Source organism: Parabacteroides sp. AD58 (assembly GCF_023744375.2).
GTDB lineage: Bacteria > Bacteroidota > Bacteroidia > Bacteroidales > Tannerellaceae > Parabacteroides > Parabacteroides absconsus.
On sequence record NZ_CP146284.1, the window covers coordinates 433866 to 451629 of the forward strand.

Annotated in this window: 14 protein-coding genes; 7 read left to right on the forward strand and 7 right to left on the reverse strand. The window is 47.7% G+C overall.

The window, feature by feature from the left end; translation table 11 throughout:
- Positions 1–112 precede the first annotated feature (112 nt).
- The 4 genes from NEE14_RS01875 (at position 113) to NEE14_RS01890 (ending at position 2718) form a co-directional block, all read left to right on the forward strand.
- Positions 113–586 (forward strand): hypothetical protein, encoded by a 474-nt coding sequence (locus NEE14_RS01875; protein ID WP_251967691.1) that lies wholly within the window; start codon positions 113–115, stop codon positions 584–586.
- Between the two features lie 83 nt (positions 587–669).
- The gene (locus NEE14_RS01880) at positions 670–840 is read left to right on the forward strand and encodes a DUF4248 domain-containing protein (protein WP_251967694.1); all 171 of its coding nucleotides are present in this window, start codon (positions 670–672) and stop codon (positions 838–840) included.
- 662 nt (positions 841–1502) lie between these two features.
- Positions 1503–1694, forward strand: a complete 192-nt coding sequence (locus NEE14_RS01885; protein WP_251967690.1) for a hypothetical protein — start codon at positions 1503–1505, stop codon at positions 1692–1694.
- Between the two features lie 622 nt (positions 1695–2316).
- Positions 2317–2718 carry a D-Ala-D-Ala carboxypeptidase family metallohydrolase gene (locus tag NEE14_RS01890; RefSeq protein WP_251967689.1) on the forward strand — a complete coding sequence of 134 codons (402 nt, stop codon included), beginning with the start codon at positions 2317–2319 and terminating at the stop codon, positions 2716–2718.
- 96 nt (positions 2719–2814) lie between these two features.
- Here the strand turns inward: NEE14_RS01890 and NEE14_RS01895 are convergent, their stop codons facing one another.
- From NEE14_RS01895 to rlmD, 3 genes are all read right to left on the reverse strand, one after another.
- Positions 2815–4191 carry an aminopeptidase P family protein gene (locus tag NEE14_RS01895; protein WP_243323191.1) on the reverse strand — a complete coding sequence of 459 codons (1377 nt, stop codon included), beginning with the start codon at positions 4189–4191 and terminating at the stop codon, positions 2815–2817.
- A 71-nt stretch (positions 4192–4262) separates the two neighbouring features.
- On the reverse strand, positions 4263–5654 hold the full coding sequence (locus NEE14_RS01900) for a transglycosylase SLT domain-containing protein (protein WP_251967688.1): 1392 nt from the start codon (positions 5652–5654) through the stop codon (positions 4263–4265).
- Between the two features lie 3 nt (positions 5655–5657).
- A complete protein-coding gene (gene rlmD, locus NEE14_RS01905; RefSeq protein WP_251967687.1) occupies positions 5658–7088 on the reverse strand; it encodes a 23S rRNA (uracil(1939)-C(5))-methyltransferase RlmD in 1431 nt (476 codons plus the stop codon).
- A 248-nt stretch (positions 7089–7336) separates the two neighbouring features.
- Between rlmD and NEE14_RS01910 the strand changes: the two genes are divergently transcribed.
- Both NEE14_RS01910 and nspC read left to right on the forward strand, forming a co-directional pair.
- On the forward strand, positions 7337–8527 hold the full coding sequence (locus NEE14_RS01910; RefSeq protein WP_251967686.1) for a saccharopine dehydrogenase family protein: 1191 nt from the start codon (positions 7337–7339) through the stop codon (positions 8525–8527).
- Positions 8524–9687, forward strand: coding sequence for a carboxynorspermidine decarboxylase (nspC, locus tag NEE14_RS01915; RefSeq protein ID WP_251967685.1), 1164 nt, complete (start codon positions 8524–8526; stop codon positions 9685–9687). The genes NEE14_RS01910 and nspC overlap by 4 nt, the downstream gene beginning before the upstream one ends.
- Positions 9688–9758: 71 nt before the next feature.
- On the opposite strand, the gene yihA is transcribed toward nspC, so the two are convergent.
- The 4 genes from yihA to NEE14_RS01935 form a co-directional block, all read right to left on the reverse strand.
- Entirely contained in the window at positions 9759–10379 is a 621-nt protein-coding gene (gene yihA, locus NEE14_RS01920; RefSeq protein ID WP_251967684.1) for a ribosome biogenesis GTP-binding protein YihA/YsxC, read from the reverse strand.
- Between the two features lie 8 nt (positions 10380–10387).
- On the reverse strand, positions 10388–11839 hold the full coding sequence (locus NEE14_RS01925; RefSeq protein WP_251967683.1) for a sodium:solute symporter: 1452 nt from the start codon (positions 11837–11839) through the stop codon (positions 10388–10390).
- Positions 11840–11841: 2 nt separating this feature from the next.
- Positions 11842–13152 carry a SpoIID/LytB domain-containing protein gene (locus NEE14_RS01930; protein WP_251967682.1) on the reverse strand — a complete coding sequence of 437 codons (1311 nt, stop codon included), beginning with the start codon at positions 13150–13152 and terminating at the stop codon, positions 11842–11844.
- 105 nt (positions 13153–13257) lie between these two features.
- Positions 13258–15261 carry an OPT family oligopeptide transporter gene (locus NEE14_RS01935; RefSeq protein WP_251967681.1) on the reverse strand — a complete coding sequence of 668 codons (2004 nt, stop codon included), beginning with the start codon at positions 15259–15261 and terminating at the stop codon, positions 13258–13260.
- A gap of 344 nt (positions 15262–15605) precedes the next feature.
- Here NEE14_RS01935 and NEE14_RS01940 point away from each other — a divergent pair, with 344 nt between their 5' ends.
- Entirely contained in the window at positions 15606–17732 is a 2127-nt protein-coding gene (locus NEE14_RS01940) for a tetratricopeptide repeat protein (protein ID WP_251967680.1), read from the forward strand.
- The last annotated feature ends 32 nt before the right edge of the window (positions 17733–17764 follow it).

Below are 17764 nucleotides of genomic sequence, written 5' to 3' on the forward strand. Positions count from 1 at the left end.
CTTTTCCCCCTTTTGGGCGACACTGGGCGACATTGAGCGACACTGGGCGACACACGTCAACAGTACCGAAATCCTGTATTATATCTTTGATGTAAACTTTAAAACAAACGATATGAGACAGCATGTGATTTCCATTTGGATGTGTGCATTGGCACTGACGGCGTGTGAAGCCAGCAGAGAAAGCGTAGTAAACCAACAGAAGGCGGATTGGGGGCAACAGTCTTTCCGCGAGACCTTGCAAACGCAGGTCGTCCCGATGAGCGAGGCGAATCTGGCAATCCCGGTAGCCGAATTGAACGACTTGCCACCCACAGCCGCCTTTCACCAGAGCAGCGGACAAGCGCATGTTTCGGTCCGGCTGGTGCACGACACCCTGTTTGTCGAATCCCGTTGCGACAGCCTGATGCAATTGGTGTATCAGTACGAGAACCAGATCAACCAATGGCAGCAGGAACGCCAAAATCAGGTTGTGCACCAAGAGCGGGATGTCGGTTGGAAAGGGCCGATAATTGGAATCATCTTCATGATCGGGCTTCTCATATTGCTTGGTTGGATTTGGATAAAAAACAAGTCACCAGGCAGGTGATCTATCAGAAAAATTGTTTAATGAATAAAGATTATGTTGTGTATATGAAAACACAAGCACTATGCACAAAAGAATTAGCTACGATGTACTTTGCGAACTGTTCGCCAAGGTCAGCCACAACGCAGCTAAGGCGTTGGATCAGACGAAATGAACCCCTGAAAAACGAATTAACCGAAACCGGATACAAAGAAGGGCAACGGGTGTTCACCCCGCGCCAGGTAGAATTAGTTTTTCGTTATTTTGGGGAACCGTAAATCAATTGACAATTGACAATTGAGAATTGACAATTAATTTGGCACAGAATTCACGGATAACACGGAAATTATAATTATCCGTTGAGTTTGGAAAATGACTGTAGAGGCGCAAAACAATTGAGAGTTGAAAATTGAAAATGGAAAATGACTGTAGAGGCGTAGCGCTGCTGCGCCTCAAACCGGAATTTCGTAATAAAATGGCAATCAATAAAATAACAAACAATTTTATGATGTTTTTCGCCATTTTATCCCATGGCATTGGGCTGAGGCGCAGCAACGCTACGCCTCTACAGTCGCAAGGTCGGTTTTTATGGATAAAATTGTCCATATTCTATAATTTTCAATTATCCATCATCAATTATCAATTGGACCGACCGGCCTCATCTCAATAGAAGAAGGACCGGCCTAACGGAGGAGGCGTGAAGCGGCTGACCGAGCGGAGCGTCAAAAAATCTCGGCTGTTTGAGCCGAAGGCGAGTTTTCCGAGATTTTAGCGCAGCGACCGAAGCCGTAGCCTCCGCAGTGTGAGCCTTGACTTCTTTGGTTCTTTCTGGGTCAAGCCAGAAAGAACATACGCGTTGCATCAAGGCAAAAGTACATACACGGTTTGGGATCAAGCCAGAAAGAACATACACGAATAAATCAAAAAAAGAAAAAACGATATGAAACTACAATTAATCATTGCCACCCTGCTGTGCCTGTCCGGAATAACCCTGTTATTCTTAGGCTTTTGGATTCCGCCACAAGGAGAAATTGATCCATCGGTATTAGTTGCCTTTGGCGAGACATCCACCTTTGCAGGCGCTTTATTCGGGGTGGACTATAGATATAAGCGCAAGTCAATTGAAAATTGAAAATGGAGAATTGACAATTAATTAGGCACGGACTTCATCAATTGAAAATTGAGAATTGAAAATTGAAAATGACAGTAGAGGCGTAGCGCTGCTGCGCCTCATACCAAACGCCACAGGAAAAAACAGGCGAAAAACATAATAATATTATTCGTTATTATATTGATCGCCATTCGGTTGTGCAATGCCGTTTTGAGGCGCAGCAACGCTACGCCTCTACCGTCGCAAGGTCGGTTTTATGGATAAAATTGTCCATATCCTATAATTTTCAATTCTCAATCGTCAATTATCAATTTGACCGACCGGCCTCATCTCAATAGAAGAAGGATCGGCCTCGTTCTGGTGAGCGTTAAGCGAAGGAACGAAGTGGAGCGGCCGGAGCGTCGCTGTTTGAGCCGAAGGCGAGTTTGCGGCGCGCACAGCAAAACGAAGTGACGGAGTAGCTCAGCAGACGCAGCCTTGACTTCTTTGGTTCTTTCTGGGTCAAGCCAGAAAGAACATACGCGTTGCATCAAGGCAAAAGTACGTACATGGTTTGGGTCAAGCCAGAAAGAACATACACGTTAACATCAAGGCAAAAGTACAATACGATCTTGAAAATAAGAAATCAAACATTTATACCCATATGAAACTATCCCCAAATTTTACGTTGGACGAATTTACCCATAGCCAAATGGCTATTGAATGGGGAATATTGAATGAACCCGACGCCGAACAGCGCGAAGCCATCGGGCAGTTAGTAGATCATTTGTTGCAGCCACTCCGGGAACGAATAGGCGAAGCCATTGCCATAACCAGTGGTTTTCGGAATCAGGAAGTAAACCGCCTGGTGGGCGGCGTTCCTACAAGCCAACATACAAAAGGCGAGGCCGCCGATTGTTACTGTGCTTCCGGTCCGGAACAGTTGTTGCAAGTCTTGCTTGAGAGCGGTCTGCCATTCGATCAGGCCATTGTCTATCGGCGGAAACGCTTTCTGCATCTTTCGTATCGGCAAGGACGGTGCCGGAAGATGGTGTTGTATAAATAGGGATGAGGGAGTTTATAACAAAGCCCCGGCTTACACACAAGCCGGGGCTTTGTTATAAAAAAGAAGGTGTGCTTTTGGGCACACCCTCTTTGGCTATTAGCAATGTTCTTTCTCTACATCTTCGGCGTGCAATGGGATCTTCTTGCCCAGCAGACGAGCGCCGTTTTCTGTGATCAGATAATCTTCTTCGTTGCGGATACCGCTGAAGTCCTTGTAGGTTTCCAGCTTGTCGTAGTTGAGGAACTCGGTGAATTTATTCTCACTTCTCCAGAGATCGATCAGTTCAGGAATGAAATAAATACCCGGTTCGATGGTCAGGACGAAGCCCGGCTCCAGTTCGCGGCCCAGGCGCAGTGATTTACGTCCGAACTGTGTACTCTTCGGCTGTCCGTTGTAGCCAACGTAGACTTCACCCAGGTTTTCCATATCGTGTACGTCGAGTCCCATCATGTGGCCCAATCCGCAAGGCATAAACATGGCGTGGGCACCGGCTTTAACAGCTTCCATCGGGTCGCCTTTGGCAAAGCCCAGGCTCTTCATGCCTTCCATAATTACAGCACACGATTTTTCATAGACATCGACAAACTTGATACCCGGACGCAGAGCGGCAACGGCTGCTTCGTGGGCAGCTACCTGGATGTCGTAAACATCGCGTTGGCGCTGGCTGAATTTCTTGTCGGCCGGAATGGTCGACGACATGTCGCCGGCATATCCCATCTCTGTTTCAGCACCGGCATCCAGCAGCAGCATGTCGCCCGGTTTGATCAGATGACTGTGGTCATGGTTGTGCAGTGTCTGACCGTTGACGGTAGCGATCGTTGGGAACGACAGTTCGTAATTGTGCTTGTAGGCTGTCTCAGCAACAACGGCAGCCACATCACTTTCCCGGATGCCCGGACGGACGGTACGCATGGCAGCCAGGTGCATATCGGCAGTTACCACGCAGGCCTTTTCGATTTCGGCTATTTCTTCCGCGCTCTTGTAATTACGCTGGTTGACTACGCCCAGGATGAACGGAACAGACGGCTGTTCTGCTCCCGGCATGACGCCCAACCAGGCAAACAGCTTCAGCTGATGTTCAGCCCGGTAAGTCGGCAGGTAGTGGATCTGCTGTCCTTTCTGTTGCGCGTTCTTCAGATACGCTTCGATTTCCTTAAACGGACGGACTTCCTTGATACCGGCAGCCTCGCTCTTTTCTTTCAGCGTCGGTTGAATACCCATCCAGACGATGGCATCGATGGTCAGCTCATCACCAAAGATGATTTCGCGGTCATTATCAATATCAATGATAGCAGAAAGCCCTGCATACGGAAGTCCGAAGAAATAAAGGAAAGTAGAATCCTGGCGGAAGTGGTACGTGTTGTCTGCATAATTCATACCTGATTCGTCGTTACCCAGGAAAAGCAACAGACCGGAACCGATGGTCTGTTTCAGTTTAGCTCGGCGAGCTATATACGTGTCTTTACTAAACATAGCAATATGATTTTTTTGATTTAACAGAACCAAAGGTAGGAATATTTTCAGAATATGTGTGTTAAGTAATATTATTTCGCTTTTTTCTGATAATATTCGTAGCGTTTCATGATTTCGCTGACATAAGCGAATGTTTCTGAGCCGCGCAGATAACCGTGTTTGCATACCGGGTCGTTATAATATTCCGGATCATTCTTCAGGCGGATGAATTCGGCCACGTTCTTGTCCCACACCAGCGGGTCTTTCCCGTACTTCTCTGCCAGTTTCTGGGCATCATAGACGTGCCCGATTCCGGCATTGTAGGCAGCCAGTGTGAATTTGATCTTCTCTTCCGGGTCTGTGATTTCACTGAATCCCTGGCGGAAACGGCGCAGGCATTCAACGCCTGTCCGGATACCGGCATCCGGGTCTTTCAGTTCGTGTGGAGATACACCTAAGCGGCGGGCCGTATTCGGCATGATGCCCATCAGTCCTTCGGCTCCTGCCCAGGAAACGACATGCGGATTGAACTTAGACTCCTGATAAGAGATGGAAGCCAGCAGGCGCCAGTCCCAGCCCAATACTTCGGCATGCTTCTTGAAGAGGTTGTCGTAGGGCGAAATATGTCCGTTCTTAACTTCCGGAATATCGAAACCTTCCGACACCTTGCTCAGTTCGAAATAGCGTTTGGTGATGGTTCGGAAAGACTGGTTCCGCTTGGTATCGGTGGCCCACTGGTTGATAGCAGCAGCCAGTAAGGGAGCATCTTTCCGCACGGCCCACGACGAGCGCTGCGGAAAACTGATCTTTAGCTGGATGTTGATATTCCAGTAGTACGTCTTGTTCAGCCGGGCCATGTTATCATCACTAACGGTATAGGGAATTTCTCCGTTGGAAACCATGCTGATCAGGTCTTCGTTGGACAACGAATCTTTTTCGAGGGAGATAATTTCCAGTCCTCCGCCTAATTCCTCGTTGAGGTTGTTCAGCCGTTCTTCGTATTTGGAGTTTTTCTGTACGTAAATCTTTTTCCCAATCAGTTCGGTGACATCCTTCAGGATCGTATCTCCTTTGTTGGCCCGTTGGACAATCACCTGGCTGGTCTGCTGTTCGTGTCCGCAGAACAGCACTTCCTGCTTGCTTTGGTTGCTGATAAAGACCGGGTAGGCGATTACATCTGCTTCGCCGGCATGCAGCATGGAAACCAGCTGAGCCGTGCTTTGGGCAATCTTGATTTCCAGCTCCAGTCCCTGCGACTGGGCGAAGTCTTCAATCAGGTCGTATTCGTATCCCATCGGCTGCATCTTGTACTGGAAATACGAAGTAGAGCTGTATAAGGTGACCGCCGTCAGCTTTCCTTTTTCTTTCAGCTGCGGCAAGTCGGCCGCAGGCGTGCATTCCTCTTCCTCCTGTTGCTTCCCGTTGCTGTGACAACCGGATAGCAGCAGTAGTAATGTGAAGAAGAGGAAGCAGAGTCTGGGCATGATTTATGCTTGGTTTGTTTCAGTTCTTAATTCCAGCAAGACCACATTTTCCACGTGGTGAGTATGTGGGAACATATCTACCGGCTGTACTTTCTTCACGGCATACGCTCCGTCGAGGAGACTTAAATCGCGTGCCTGAGTTGCCGGATTACAGCTGACATAAACAATCCGTTGCGGACGGGCAAACAGGATTGTCTTGATCACATCGTCGTGCATGCCGGCACGTGGCGGATCGGTGATGATGACATCCGGACGTCCGTGTTCGTTGATGAAGTCTTGTGTCAGGATATCTTTCATGTCGCCAGCGTAGAACAGCGTATTCTCAATGTGGTTGAAGGCAGAGTTGACTTTGGCATCTTCGATGGCTTCAGGCACGTATTCGATACCGATCACTTTGCGGGCCTGGCGAGAAACGAAGTTGGCGATGGTACCGGTTCCGGTATAAAGGTCGTACACCAGTTCATTCCCCGTCAGTTGGGCGAACGAGCGGGCTACCTTGTATAAGTTGTAAGCCTGAGCACTGTTTGTCTGGTAGAAAGATTTCGGTCCCACTTTGAACTTCAGTCCTTCCATCTCTTCGATGATATGATCTTTCCCTTTATAAACAAGGATTTCCTGGTCGGTGATGGTATCGTTGCATTTCTCGTTGATCACGTATTGAAGTGAAGTGATTTCAGGGAATTGCTCAGCCACGTAGGAAAGCAGCGCTTCACGGCGTTCCTTATCTTCGTGGAAGAAGACAATTACCACCATCAAGTCGCCGGTCGAAGCCGTCCGGATCATCAGCGTACGGATGAAGCCTTCCTGGTTGCGCAGGTCGAAGAAAGGATAACCCTCGTGCGTCAGGCAGTAATCTTTAATCGCCAGGCGGATGCGGTTGGAAATATCGTCCTGCAACCAGCATTTGTGAATATCCAGTACCTTATCGAACATTCCCGGAATATGGAAACCGACACCGTTCATGCAGTCGAACGATTCGCCGGACTGCACCTGCTCTTCCGTCAGCCATTTCTTGTTAGAAAAGGTAAACTCCAGTTTGTTACGATAAAACTGCGTATGTTCAGAGCCTAAGATAGGCAGGACTTCTTCCATTTGGATTTTACCGATGCGGGTCAGGTTGTCGATGACTTGTTTCTGTTTGTAGCGTAGTTGCGCTTCGTAGGGCAGATGCTGCCATTTGCATCCGCCGCAGACACCGAAATGTTCGCAGAAAGGTACAGCACGTTCCTCCGCATATTTGTGAAACGCAATAGCTTTCCCTTCGGCATAGCTGTGCTTTTTGCGTGTTAACTGGATATCAACTATATCACCAGGAGCGACATAAGGAACAAATACCACCATGTCGTTTACCCGAGCCAGCGCCTTTCCTTCGGCGGCCACATCTGTAATGGTTACCCCTTCCAAGACGGGTAACGGTTTTCTTTTTCGTGCCAAAATATGAATGGATTAAAAATTTTCTGGTTGCAAATGTACGGAATTTGCCGGAATAAGCGAATGAAAAGCCTATGTTTCGTCTTTTTACCTCCGTTTTACACCTTCCGGGCTGCTGATTATACAATATTTCTCGGCTGATATTCTATTCGTTTCATAAAAAAACAGTAAATTCACGCCGGAAAACGAAATGGGTTCGCAGGGTCCTCAATTCTGTACTCTGCATGATATATTTACAAACTGATAATTTAATGTCAAAAGTTTTAATTATTGGTGCCGGAGGTGTAGGTACCGTTGTTGCGCATAAGGTCGCAAAAAATGAGATCTTTACCGATATTATGTTGGCCAGCCGTACAAAGTCAAAATGTGATCAGATTGCGGCTGCTGTAGGCGGTAACCGTATCCAGACGGCTCAGGTGGATGCGGATCGTGTAGAAGAACTGGTAGCACTGATGCGGTCATTCCAGCCTGACATTGTGATTAATGTAGCTTTGCCTTATCAGGACCTGACCATCATGGATGCTTGTCTGGAATGTGGTGTGAATTATCTGGATACAGCTAATTACGAACCGAAGGATGAAGCTCATTTTGAATATAGCTGGCAGTGGGCTTATCAGGACCGTTTTAAGGAAAAGGGTTTGACCGCTATTTTGGGCTGTGGCTTTGACCCGGGTGTTTCGGCTATCTTTACAGCTTATGCTGCCAAACATCATTTCGATGAAATCCAGTATCTGGATATTGTCGACTGTAATGCCGGTAATCATGGTAAGGCATTTGCCACGAACTTCAATCCGGAAATCAATATTCGTGAGATTACTCAGAACGGCCGTTATTATGAAAATGGCCAGTGGATCAAGACCGGTCCGTTGGAAATCCATAATTCACTGACATATCCGAATATCGGAAAGCGTGATTCTTATCTGTTGTATCATGAAGAGTTGGAATCACTGGTGAAGAATTTCCCGACAATCAAACGTGCCCGTTTCTGGATGACATTCGGTCAGGAATACTTGACACACCTGCGTGTAATCCAGGATATCGGTATGGCCCGTATTGATGAAGTTGAATACAATGGTATGAAGATCGTTCCGTTGCAGTTCTTGAAAGCCGTATTGCCCGATCCGAAATCATTAGGAGCTAATTATCATGGTCAGACTTCTATTGGTTGCCGTATCCGCGGTATCAAAGACGGAAAAGAAAGAACGTACTACATTTATAATAACTGCGATCATGAACAAGCCTATAAGGAAACCGGTACACAGGCTGTCAGCTATACAACGGGTGTTCCTGCTGCCTTGGGTGCTGCCATGTTTGCCCGCGGTTTGTGGAAAGGCGCAGGAGTATATAATGTAGAGCAGTTTGATCCGGATCCATTCTTGGCTGAACTGGGAGAACAAGGATTGCCTTGGGTTGAAAAGTTTGATATTGACCTGGAGGTATGATCGATAAGGAAGCCTTATTAAACGAATGGGATTTCTCTACCGTGCCTTCTCCGTGCTATGTGTTGCACGAAGGCATGTTGGCTGCCAATATGGAAGTGATCGATAAGGTACGCCGGGCTACACAGGCTGAGATTATCGTTGCCTTAAAGGCCAATGCCATGTGGAGTATTTTCCCTGAGTTGAAGAAACATTCAGACGGAGCCACTGCCAGTTCGCTGGCGGAGGCTCGTTTGGTATATGAAGAGTATGGCGAAAAGACGCATACGTATGCGCCTGTCTATGCGCCTGAAGAGATTGATGAAATCTTGCGCTACAGCAGTCATATCACCTTTAACTCGCTGACGCAGTATGCCCAGTTTGCCGACAAGGCGCATGCCGCAGGGGTTTCTTGTGGATTACGTGTGAATCCGGAATATTCGACTGTCGAGACCGATTTATACAATCCTTGTGATCGGGGTTCCCGTTTAGGTATTTTGGCAGAAGAGCTGACGGCTTTGCCCGAAGGTATTGATGGCCTGCATTTCCACGCTCTTTGTGAGTCTCGTCCGGACGATTTGCGGAATACACTGGCAGCCGTAGAAGAACGCTTCGGCAAGTTTTTCCCGCAGATTAAATGGCTGAATATGGGCGGCGGTCATCTGATGACGCATAAGGACTATGATGAAGACGAACTGATACGCATTCTTAATGAGTTTCAGGCACGCTATCCGCATCTGCGCCTGATCTTAGAGCCGGGCAGTGCCTTTACCTGGGATACGGGTTGTCTGGTCGCTACGGTAGAAGACAAGGTGTGTCACGGAGGTGTGAATACCCTGATGCTGAATGTATCGTTTGCCTGTCATATGCCGGACTGTCTGGAGATGCCGTACAAACCGGTGATTTTGGGTACGCATGAGCCGGAAGCCGGAGAGAAACGCTGGCGAATGGGCGGCAACAGCTGTCTGGCTGGTGATTACTATGGCGACTGGGCTTTCGATGGTGGGCGAGAACCGGAAGTAGGAGAGAAGATTGTTTTCCGCGATATGATCCATTACACAATGGTCAAGACGACGATGTTTAATGGCGTAACGCATCCTTCCATCGGTATCTGGAATCCGCAGACGGGTTTCCGTTTAGTCCGCCAGTTTGGTTATGAAGACTACAAGAACCGGATGTCGTAGTATTTTTAGGATATCCTATTATAAGGAAGGGCATAGTTTTCGTCAGGAAACTATGCCCTTTATCGTTTGCATTAATTCATCGCCAGTTGTTCATCCCGCAGCTGTTGGTTGATCGACTGGATATAGTCGAGAATCTCTTCCCGTCCATCTTTAGTTTCAGACGACGATAATAGGATAGGAGGAAGTTCTTCCCAGGTTTCCAGCAATTTCTCTTTGTATTTATTCAGGTTATCCGTCAGTCTGCCCCGGCTGATTTTATCGATCTTCGTGAAGATGATGGCAAACGGAACTTCATTTTCGCCCAGCCATTCCATAAACTCCAGGTCTATTTTCTGAGGTTCGTGGCGGCAGTCCAGCAGAACGAACAGGCAGGTCAGCTGTGGCCGTTGCAAGACATAGCTTTCGATGATGCGGCGGATGTTTTCACGTCCTTCTTTTCCCCGCTGGGCAAATCCGTATCCAGGAAGGTCAACCAGAAACCATTCCTTATTGATGAGGAAATGATTGATCAAAAGCGTCTTTCCCGGCTTTTGGGAAGTCATGGCCAAGCCTTTCCGGGCTGTCAGCATATTGATGAGGGATGATTTCCCCACGTTGCTTCGTCCGATAAATGCATATTCCGGCCGTATTCCTTCCGGGCATTTCTTAACGTCGGTGTTACTGATAACAAATTCTGCGCTTTTTATTTCCATGTTCTATTTTATTTCGTTTGATGTTTAATTGATAACAGCCAAAGTCCCATAAAGGTTATAAGACCGTTCAGCATGAGCATCTCGTATCCGAATGTGTATCCGATGTATTTCTCTACCAGATAGCTGGTGGAAAAGCAGATTAACGGAGAGGCGATGCAAATATACGGAACAAATTTGTCTCTTGGATGCTTTTGGGTGAAAAGTCCGAAAACAAACAGGCCTAACAACGGGCCGTAAGTATATGAGGCGATCATGTAAATGGCATCAATGATACTGCGGTTGTTCACTTCCTTGATGATGATAATGATAAGGGCAAACAGGACGGAAATGAGCAGATGTACTTTCAATCGGGTCTTCTTCGCTTGTTTGGGCGCCTGATGGGCTACTCCTAAAATATCAATACAGAAAGAAGTCGTCAGGGCTGTCAGAGCCGAGTCGGCACTGCTGAAGGCTGCCGCGATAATACCGATGGTAAAAAAGATCAGGATGCTGTTTCCCAAGATACCTGATGTACAGAACATGGGCAAAATATCGTCACTCATGGCGGGTAAGGCGATCTGTTCCTTCCCGGCTAAGATGAGCAATAAGACGCCTAAGGAAAGGAAAAGGAAATTGACCGGCGTGAAGGCGAATCCGTATGTGTACATATTCTTCTGGGCATCTTTCAGGCTTTTACAGGAAAGATTCTTCTGCATCATATCCTGGTCGAGACCGGTCATCACAATGGTAATGAAGATTCCACTGAAGAACTGCTTGGCAAAATGCTGGGTGCTGTGCCAGTCGGAGAACTCGAAGATACGGAAATGCGGGTCATGACCAATCGCTTCTACCATGCCACTCATGTCAAGGCCTAATTTATCTTTGACTTGCCAGATAATGACAATCAGCATAGCCACCAGACAGATGGCCTGAATCGTATCGGTCCAGATAATGGTCTTGATACCGCTTCGGAACGTGTATAGCCACACCAGAAAGATACTGATGACAACCGTCACACCGAAGGGAATATTCCAGGTACTGAAAACGTAATGTTGCAAGATCAGTACGACTAGATAAAGCCGGGCCGCCGCTCCTACAATCTTGGAGAGCAGGAAAAAGGAAGCTCCCGTCTTGTAACTGTATCGTCCGATCCGTTCTTCCAGGTAGGAATAGATAGACGTCAGCTGCAGCTTATAATATAATGGTAAGAGAACTTGTGCGATGAGGATGTAGCCGACAAAGAATCCTAACACGGTCTGCATATAAGTCATGTCGATCCCGCGTACCATGCCAGGAACGGAGACGAAAGTCACACCCGAAAGTGATGTTCCTACCATGCCGATGGAAACGATGTACCAGGGCGACTTTCGGTTTCCTAGGAAAAAGGCTTCGTTACTGCTGTTTCGCCCGGTCAGCCAGGCGATGAACAGCAGAAGTCCGAAGTAAAGGGCAATAATCAGAAGTATCAGGTAACTGTTCATTGTCAATAGCGTTTGTCCAGATTGGATCCAGGAAAGTAATGTGCCAGTATTTGCTGGTAATTATATCCTTGTGTACTCATGACAGCCGCACCGATCTGACAGAGACCGACTCCGTGTCCCCAGCCGGCACCTTTCAGGACGAAGCGGGTCGGAACTTTCGGATCTTCCCCAAAAATCCGGTCTACGACGAAGGCCGAACTGTACAGATGAGATTCTGATAAGACCCGGCGTATTTCCAGCTCTTTCCCGATGATGTAGGAACGCTCTGAGCCGACAATCTTCAGTTCCTCGATTCGACCGGACTTTCCGCGTTTCTGGGGAAGCAAGTCGATGATCTTTCCGAAAGGAATACCGCTTTTCCGGTAAACCAGTTCGCTGAGTTCCTCCTGCGAATAACTGACTTCCCAGCGGTAGAACTGGGTAGACTGATCATATTTATTGAGAATTATTGAGAGCAGATGCGTATCGCTTGTCTGACAAAAGGCAGGCGGGTAAGAACGGATCCATTTCTCGGCCTCTGCTTCTTGGGTTAAGTCCGGAACAGGTTTCGTATCGGGGCGATCAGCCACACTCGACAAGTAAGGATGATGAACCGGTTCCCAGCAATGTTCAAACTCTTCGGTAACGCCACCGCAGCATTTCGAGAAGCGGGTGTCGCAGATTTCTCCTTCGTAAGTAAGTACTTCTCCTCTCGTCGCTTTGATGATGGCTTGAATATATGGATTTTGGGCAGCCCGAGTCAAACCCTGGTAACGCTGGCAATGATCGTCGGCACAGACATCAAACAAGGTGTGGTCTTCGCGGTCGTACCAGCGGATCAGTTTCTCATTGTCCCGAAAACAACTCTGCGGATGTTCCGTCTGTTTACGCTTCTTTTCGATCTGTGCCAATACCCAGCTTCGGGAAATAACGGCATGAGCCTTCAGAAATTCTCTTGGAGAACGGGCATTCATCTCAGAAGCGATTACGCACGTCAGATATTGTTCAAGGTCTATATGGTTGATTGCTACCAGACCTTCTTTCGAGGGAGTAATTTCGAGTGCTCCCTGGAAGCGCTGGTCTTCCTGCTGTTGCCAGTGAAAATCTACGCCGATGGTTACGGCCTGTAAGTCGAATGTCGCATTAGGTGAAGTAGGCTCGAAGAAAAGCTGGTTATACATTTTCCCGTTGAAGACGATTCTCCCGTCAATAAGTATCGCCCGTTGTTCGCCTCTCAGAAAAGCTCCGTTTTCTACCATGACGTATTCCTGATTGAAGGTAAACGTAATGGCTTTGCGGGTCAGAATGCCCACATAAATAGTTGGTGCTCGCATGATTTGTATGTTATTCCTTTCTTTTATTGATGTTTGCTTACCCTCGGCAGAGGAAGAAAAACATTCCATTCATGCCGAGGGCGATTGTTCCTTCAGACGAAGGGCTTATGAATTGGTCTCTTTCTTAGCCCGCAATGAACTGTAGGTCAGATAAGCCATCAAGGCCAGATACATGACGATGGCCAGGACTTCGGCTCCCTTGCTTCCGGCCCAATCGGCTTGATATAAATCGACTCCAGCAAAACGGAGGGCGGCACTGACAACGCCCATCAGAGCGCCACCGGCAATGAATCCGGATGAAAGCAGTGTTCCTTTTTCCAGACGGGCATTGTTCAATGCCTGGTCTTTGCTCCGGCTTCCTACATACCAGCTGATGGCACCGCCTATCAATAACGGTGTATTCAGTTCCAACGGGATGAACATACCCAAGGCAAATGCCAATGCCGGAATACCTAAGAAGTTGAGGATAATGGCCAATACAGCACCGATGCCGTAAAGTACCCATGGTGCTCCGGCTCCGCTCATCAGCGGTTCAATTACAGCTGCCATGGCATTGGCTTGCGGAGCAGCCAGCTGTCCGCTCGTAAATCCGTAAGTCTGGTTCAGGATCAGGATCACGCCGCCCACAGTAGCTGCCGAAACCAGCGTGCCTAAGAATTTCCAGGTTTCCTGTTTCGCCGGTGTCGTGCCTAACCAATATCCGATCTTCAGGTCGGTGATGAAACCTCCGGCCATAGACAGAGCCGTACACACAACACCTCCGATGATCAGGGCTGAAACCATGCCGGCTGTTCCTTTCAATCCGCAAGCTACCAAGATGATGGAAGCTAAGATCAGCGTCATCAACGTCATTCCGGATACCGGGTTTGTACCGACAATCGCAATGGCATTGGCGGCTACCGTAGTAAACAGAAAGGCGATGACGGCAACCAGCAGGAGTCCGATGAAGGCATAGAACGGATTATGCAGCAAACCGAACTGGAAGAAGAAGGCTGTTACGAACAACGTCAGGACAACACCCACCGAAATGATCTTCATCGGAATATCCCGTTGGGTGCGGGGCACACGTTGCATATTGGCTTCTCCCTTATTGTTCATTTCCTTGACAGCCAGTCCTACGGCTCCTTTGATGATTCCCCACGATTTGATGATACCAATTACACCGGCAGTGGCAATACCGCCGATACCGATATGGCGGGCATAGGTCGTAAAGATTTCTTCGGCACTCATGCTTCCTACCGTAGCCGTGATGGCGTCATTTCCGAAAGTCAGCACATCTGTACTGAAGACTGCCGACATCACCGGGATGATGATAAGCCAAACCAGGAAAGAACCGGCACATATAATTAAGGAATATTTGAGTCCGATGATATAACCCAATCCCAATACGGCTGCACCGGTATTGACTTTCATGACGAGCTTGACCTTTTCGGCCAATGTCTCTCCCGCACTGACAATGGTAGTGCTGACGGTTTCACTCCATCCGCCGAATGTCGCCACGATGAAGTCGTATAAACCACCAATCAATCCGGCAAAGATCAACGGCTTTGCCTGGTTTCCGCCTTTTTCACCCGAAACCAATACCTGCGTTGTAGCTGTTGCTTCCGGGAAAGGATATTTTCCGTGCATGGTCGAAACGAAATACTTGCGGAACGGGATCAGCAACAGGATTCCTAAGATGCCGCCAAGCAACGAACTCATGAATACTTCGAAGAAGTTGACGGTAATTTCCGGATATTTATCTTGAAGGATATACAAAGCAGGAAGGGTAAAGATGGCTCCTGCCACGATGACACCGCTGCTGGCACCGATTGACTGGATGATGACATTCTCGCCCAAAGCATTCTTCCGTTTGAATCCGCTGGAAAGCCCGACGGCAATGATGGCAATCGGAATGGCCGCTTCGAATACCTGTCCGACTTTCAATCCTAAAAAGGCTGCGGCAGCGCTGAACACAACTGCCATGACCAAACCCCAGCAGACAGACCACGGTGTTACTTCCCGGTAGGTTTTGTCGGGATGCATAATAGGGCGATATTCTTCCCCTTCTTTTAACTCGCGGTAAGCGTTTTCGGGCAAACCGCTCATTTGTTCTTTCTTTTCTTCCATTTTATCCTGTTTTTTTACGATTAATCGTTGCATTTTGATTTTCAACAGATACAAAAATAGATTTTATTTTTCAAATGACAAATTTAACAGGGTAGTTTATCCGGCAGACTGGCTGAAGCATAATCGGCTTAAAAAACTTATAATCTCTATAATGAAAGCAGCTCACAGACGCCGGAACTTAAAATTTTTACTACATTTGTTGCCTGAAAACCTCTGGTTTTTTTAGTTTCCCAGTTTTTTGGTTTTAAGTTTGCTGATCTTAGAAGGATGTGAACCCCTGACTCAAAAACGAAAGAACGTAATACATAATAGATTTGCAGACATCATACATTTAGATTTTACGAATGAAGAAGTTGATTTTTTGTCTTGTGTTTCAACTGTGTTCGCTTTCAATATGGGCACAAATCAATACGGACCGGGTGTTAGCCATCGGACGGAATGCCTTGTATTTCGAAGATTATGTGCTCTCAATCCAATATTTCAATCAGGTGATCCGTTCCAAACCTTGGCTGGCTGAGCCTTATTTCTACCGGGCTGTGGCAAAAATCAGTCTGGATGATTTTCAGGGTGCGGAAGATGATTGTACGGCTTGCCTCGAACGAAACCCTTTCCTGGCACAGGCTTATTATGCCCGAGGCATTGCGCGGCAGAGTATGGATAATTTTGACGGCGCCATTGCCGACTATGAAAAGGGTTTGGAATTTAAGCGGGATGACCGGCAGATGATGGTCAATGAAGCGGTCGCTTATATCCAGAAGAAAGATTATGACGGAGCGGAAAAGATGTTCGAAAGACTGATGACGGCTCATCCGCGTTATCCGATGGCTTATCTTTCCCGTGGTGCCATGTACATCGAAAAAGGAGATACCACCAAGGCACTTGCCGATTACGACAAGGCCATCGAACTGGATCCGTATTATCCGCCGGCTTATGGCAACCGCGCCATCCTGTATTATCAGTTACAAGACTTCAACAAGGCGCTGGCCGATTTGAATGAAGCCATTCATCTTGACCCGAGAGAAAGTGGTTATTACATCAATCGGGGTCTGGTTTGCTATCAGATGAATAACCTGAAAGGCGCAATGGCCGATTATGATCAGGTGATCAATATGGATCATGATAACCTGATTGCCCGATTCAACCGCGGACTGTTGCGTTTCCAGGTGGGCGACAACAACCGGGCGATTGAAGACTTTGATGTGGTACTGCAGCTGGAACCAGACAACTATATGGCTTATTATAACCGGGCTTTGCTGCGGTATGAGACTGGCGATTATAGGGGTTCAGTAGCCGACTTCAATGTGGTGCTGGCCGAATATCCGGATTTCCTGCCGGGTTATTACAGCCGGGCGGAAGCCAAGAAAAAGATGAACGACCTGGCGGGTGCCGACCGGGATGTCTGGACGGCTTATAAAAAGGAAGAGCAGATGAAGAAAGACCGGGCTGCCGGTAAGACGACGGCTTCGACAGCTTCGGGAACCACGACGGCCAGCTCTTCTGGAAGTGGAAATGCAACTGATAACAATACCCGTGAACAGTCGGATAAGAACATCGACAAGTTCAACCGTCTGGTGGTATATGACAAGGAAGAAGAACGCCGGAATAAGTTCAACAGCGATGTGCGTGGCCGTGTTCAGGATCGGAATGTTCGTGTAGACCTCGAACCGCAGTTTGTATTGACATTCTACGAAAAACCGGATCCGGTGAAGAAGCAGTTGTATTACAGTAAGCTGATCGACGATTTCAACCAGAAGATGGTATTGAAGATGAAGCTGCTGATCACCAATGAAGAAGCGGCTCTGACGGAAGACCAGATTGCTGCCCATTTTGCTTCGATTGATGATTATTCGGCCCAGATCGCCAAGAATCCTTCAGACGTGAATTCTTATCTCGGACGTGCCATCGATTATATGCTGGTACAAGACTTTGCATCGGCCATCAAAGATTATGATAAGGTAATCGAGCTGGATCCGAATTCGATGATTGCATTCTTCAACCGGGCAGTTGTCCGTTACAAGCAAATGCAATACCAGGATTCGAATGAAGAGGCCGAGATTATGGATATCCGTTCGGATATGACGATGAACTTCAATATCGGCGGAAAACAAATAGTACATTCGGCTGTAACTCCTTCGAAAGACGATTTGAATGCGATCAAGGAAGAACGACGGGCTTACCAGCATGAGCAGATAACGCGAGATTATGATATGGCCATCAAAATCTATCCTGATTTTGTCTATGCTTATTTCAACCGGGCAAACTTGCGCTGTGCTTTGCGCGATTACCGGGCAGCTATCGAGGATTATTCGGAAGCCATCCGCCGCGATCCGGAATTTGCCGAAGCCTATTTCAACCGGGGCTTGGCAAGGCTCTCACAAGGAAGTACGAGTCAGGGCATTGCCGATTTGAGTAAAGCCGGAGAATTGGGTATCATCAATGCGTATAGCATCATTAAACGGATGATGGAATAAACGGCGGGCTGAAACCGTCAGAAAGTCATTTT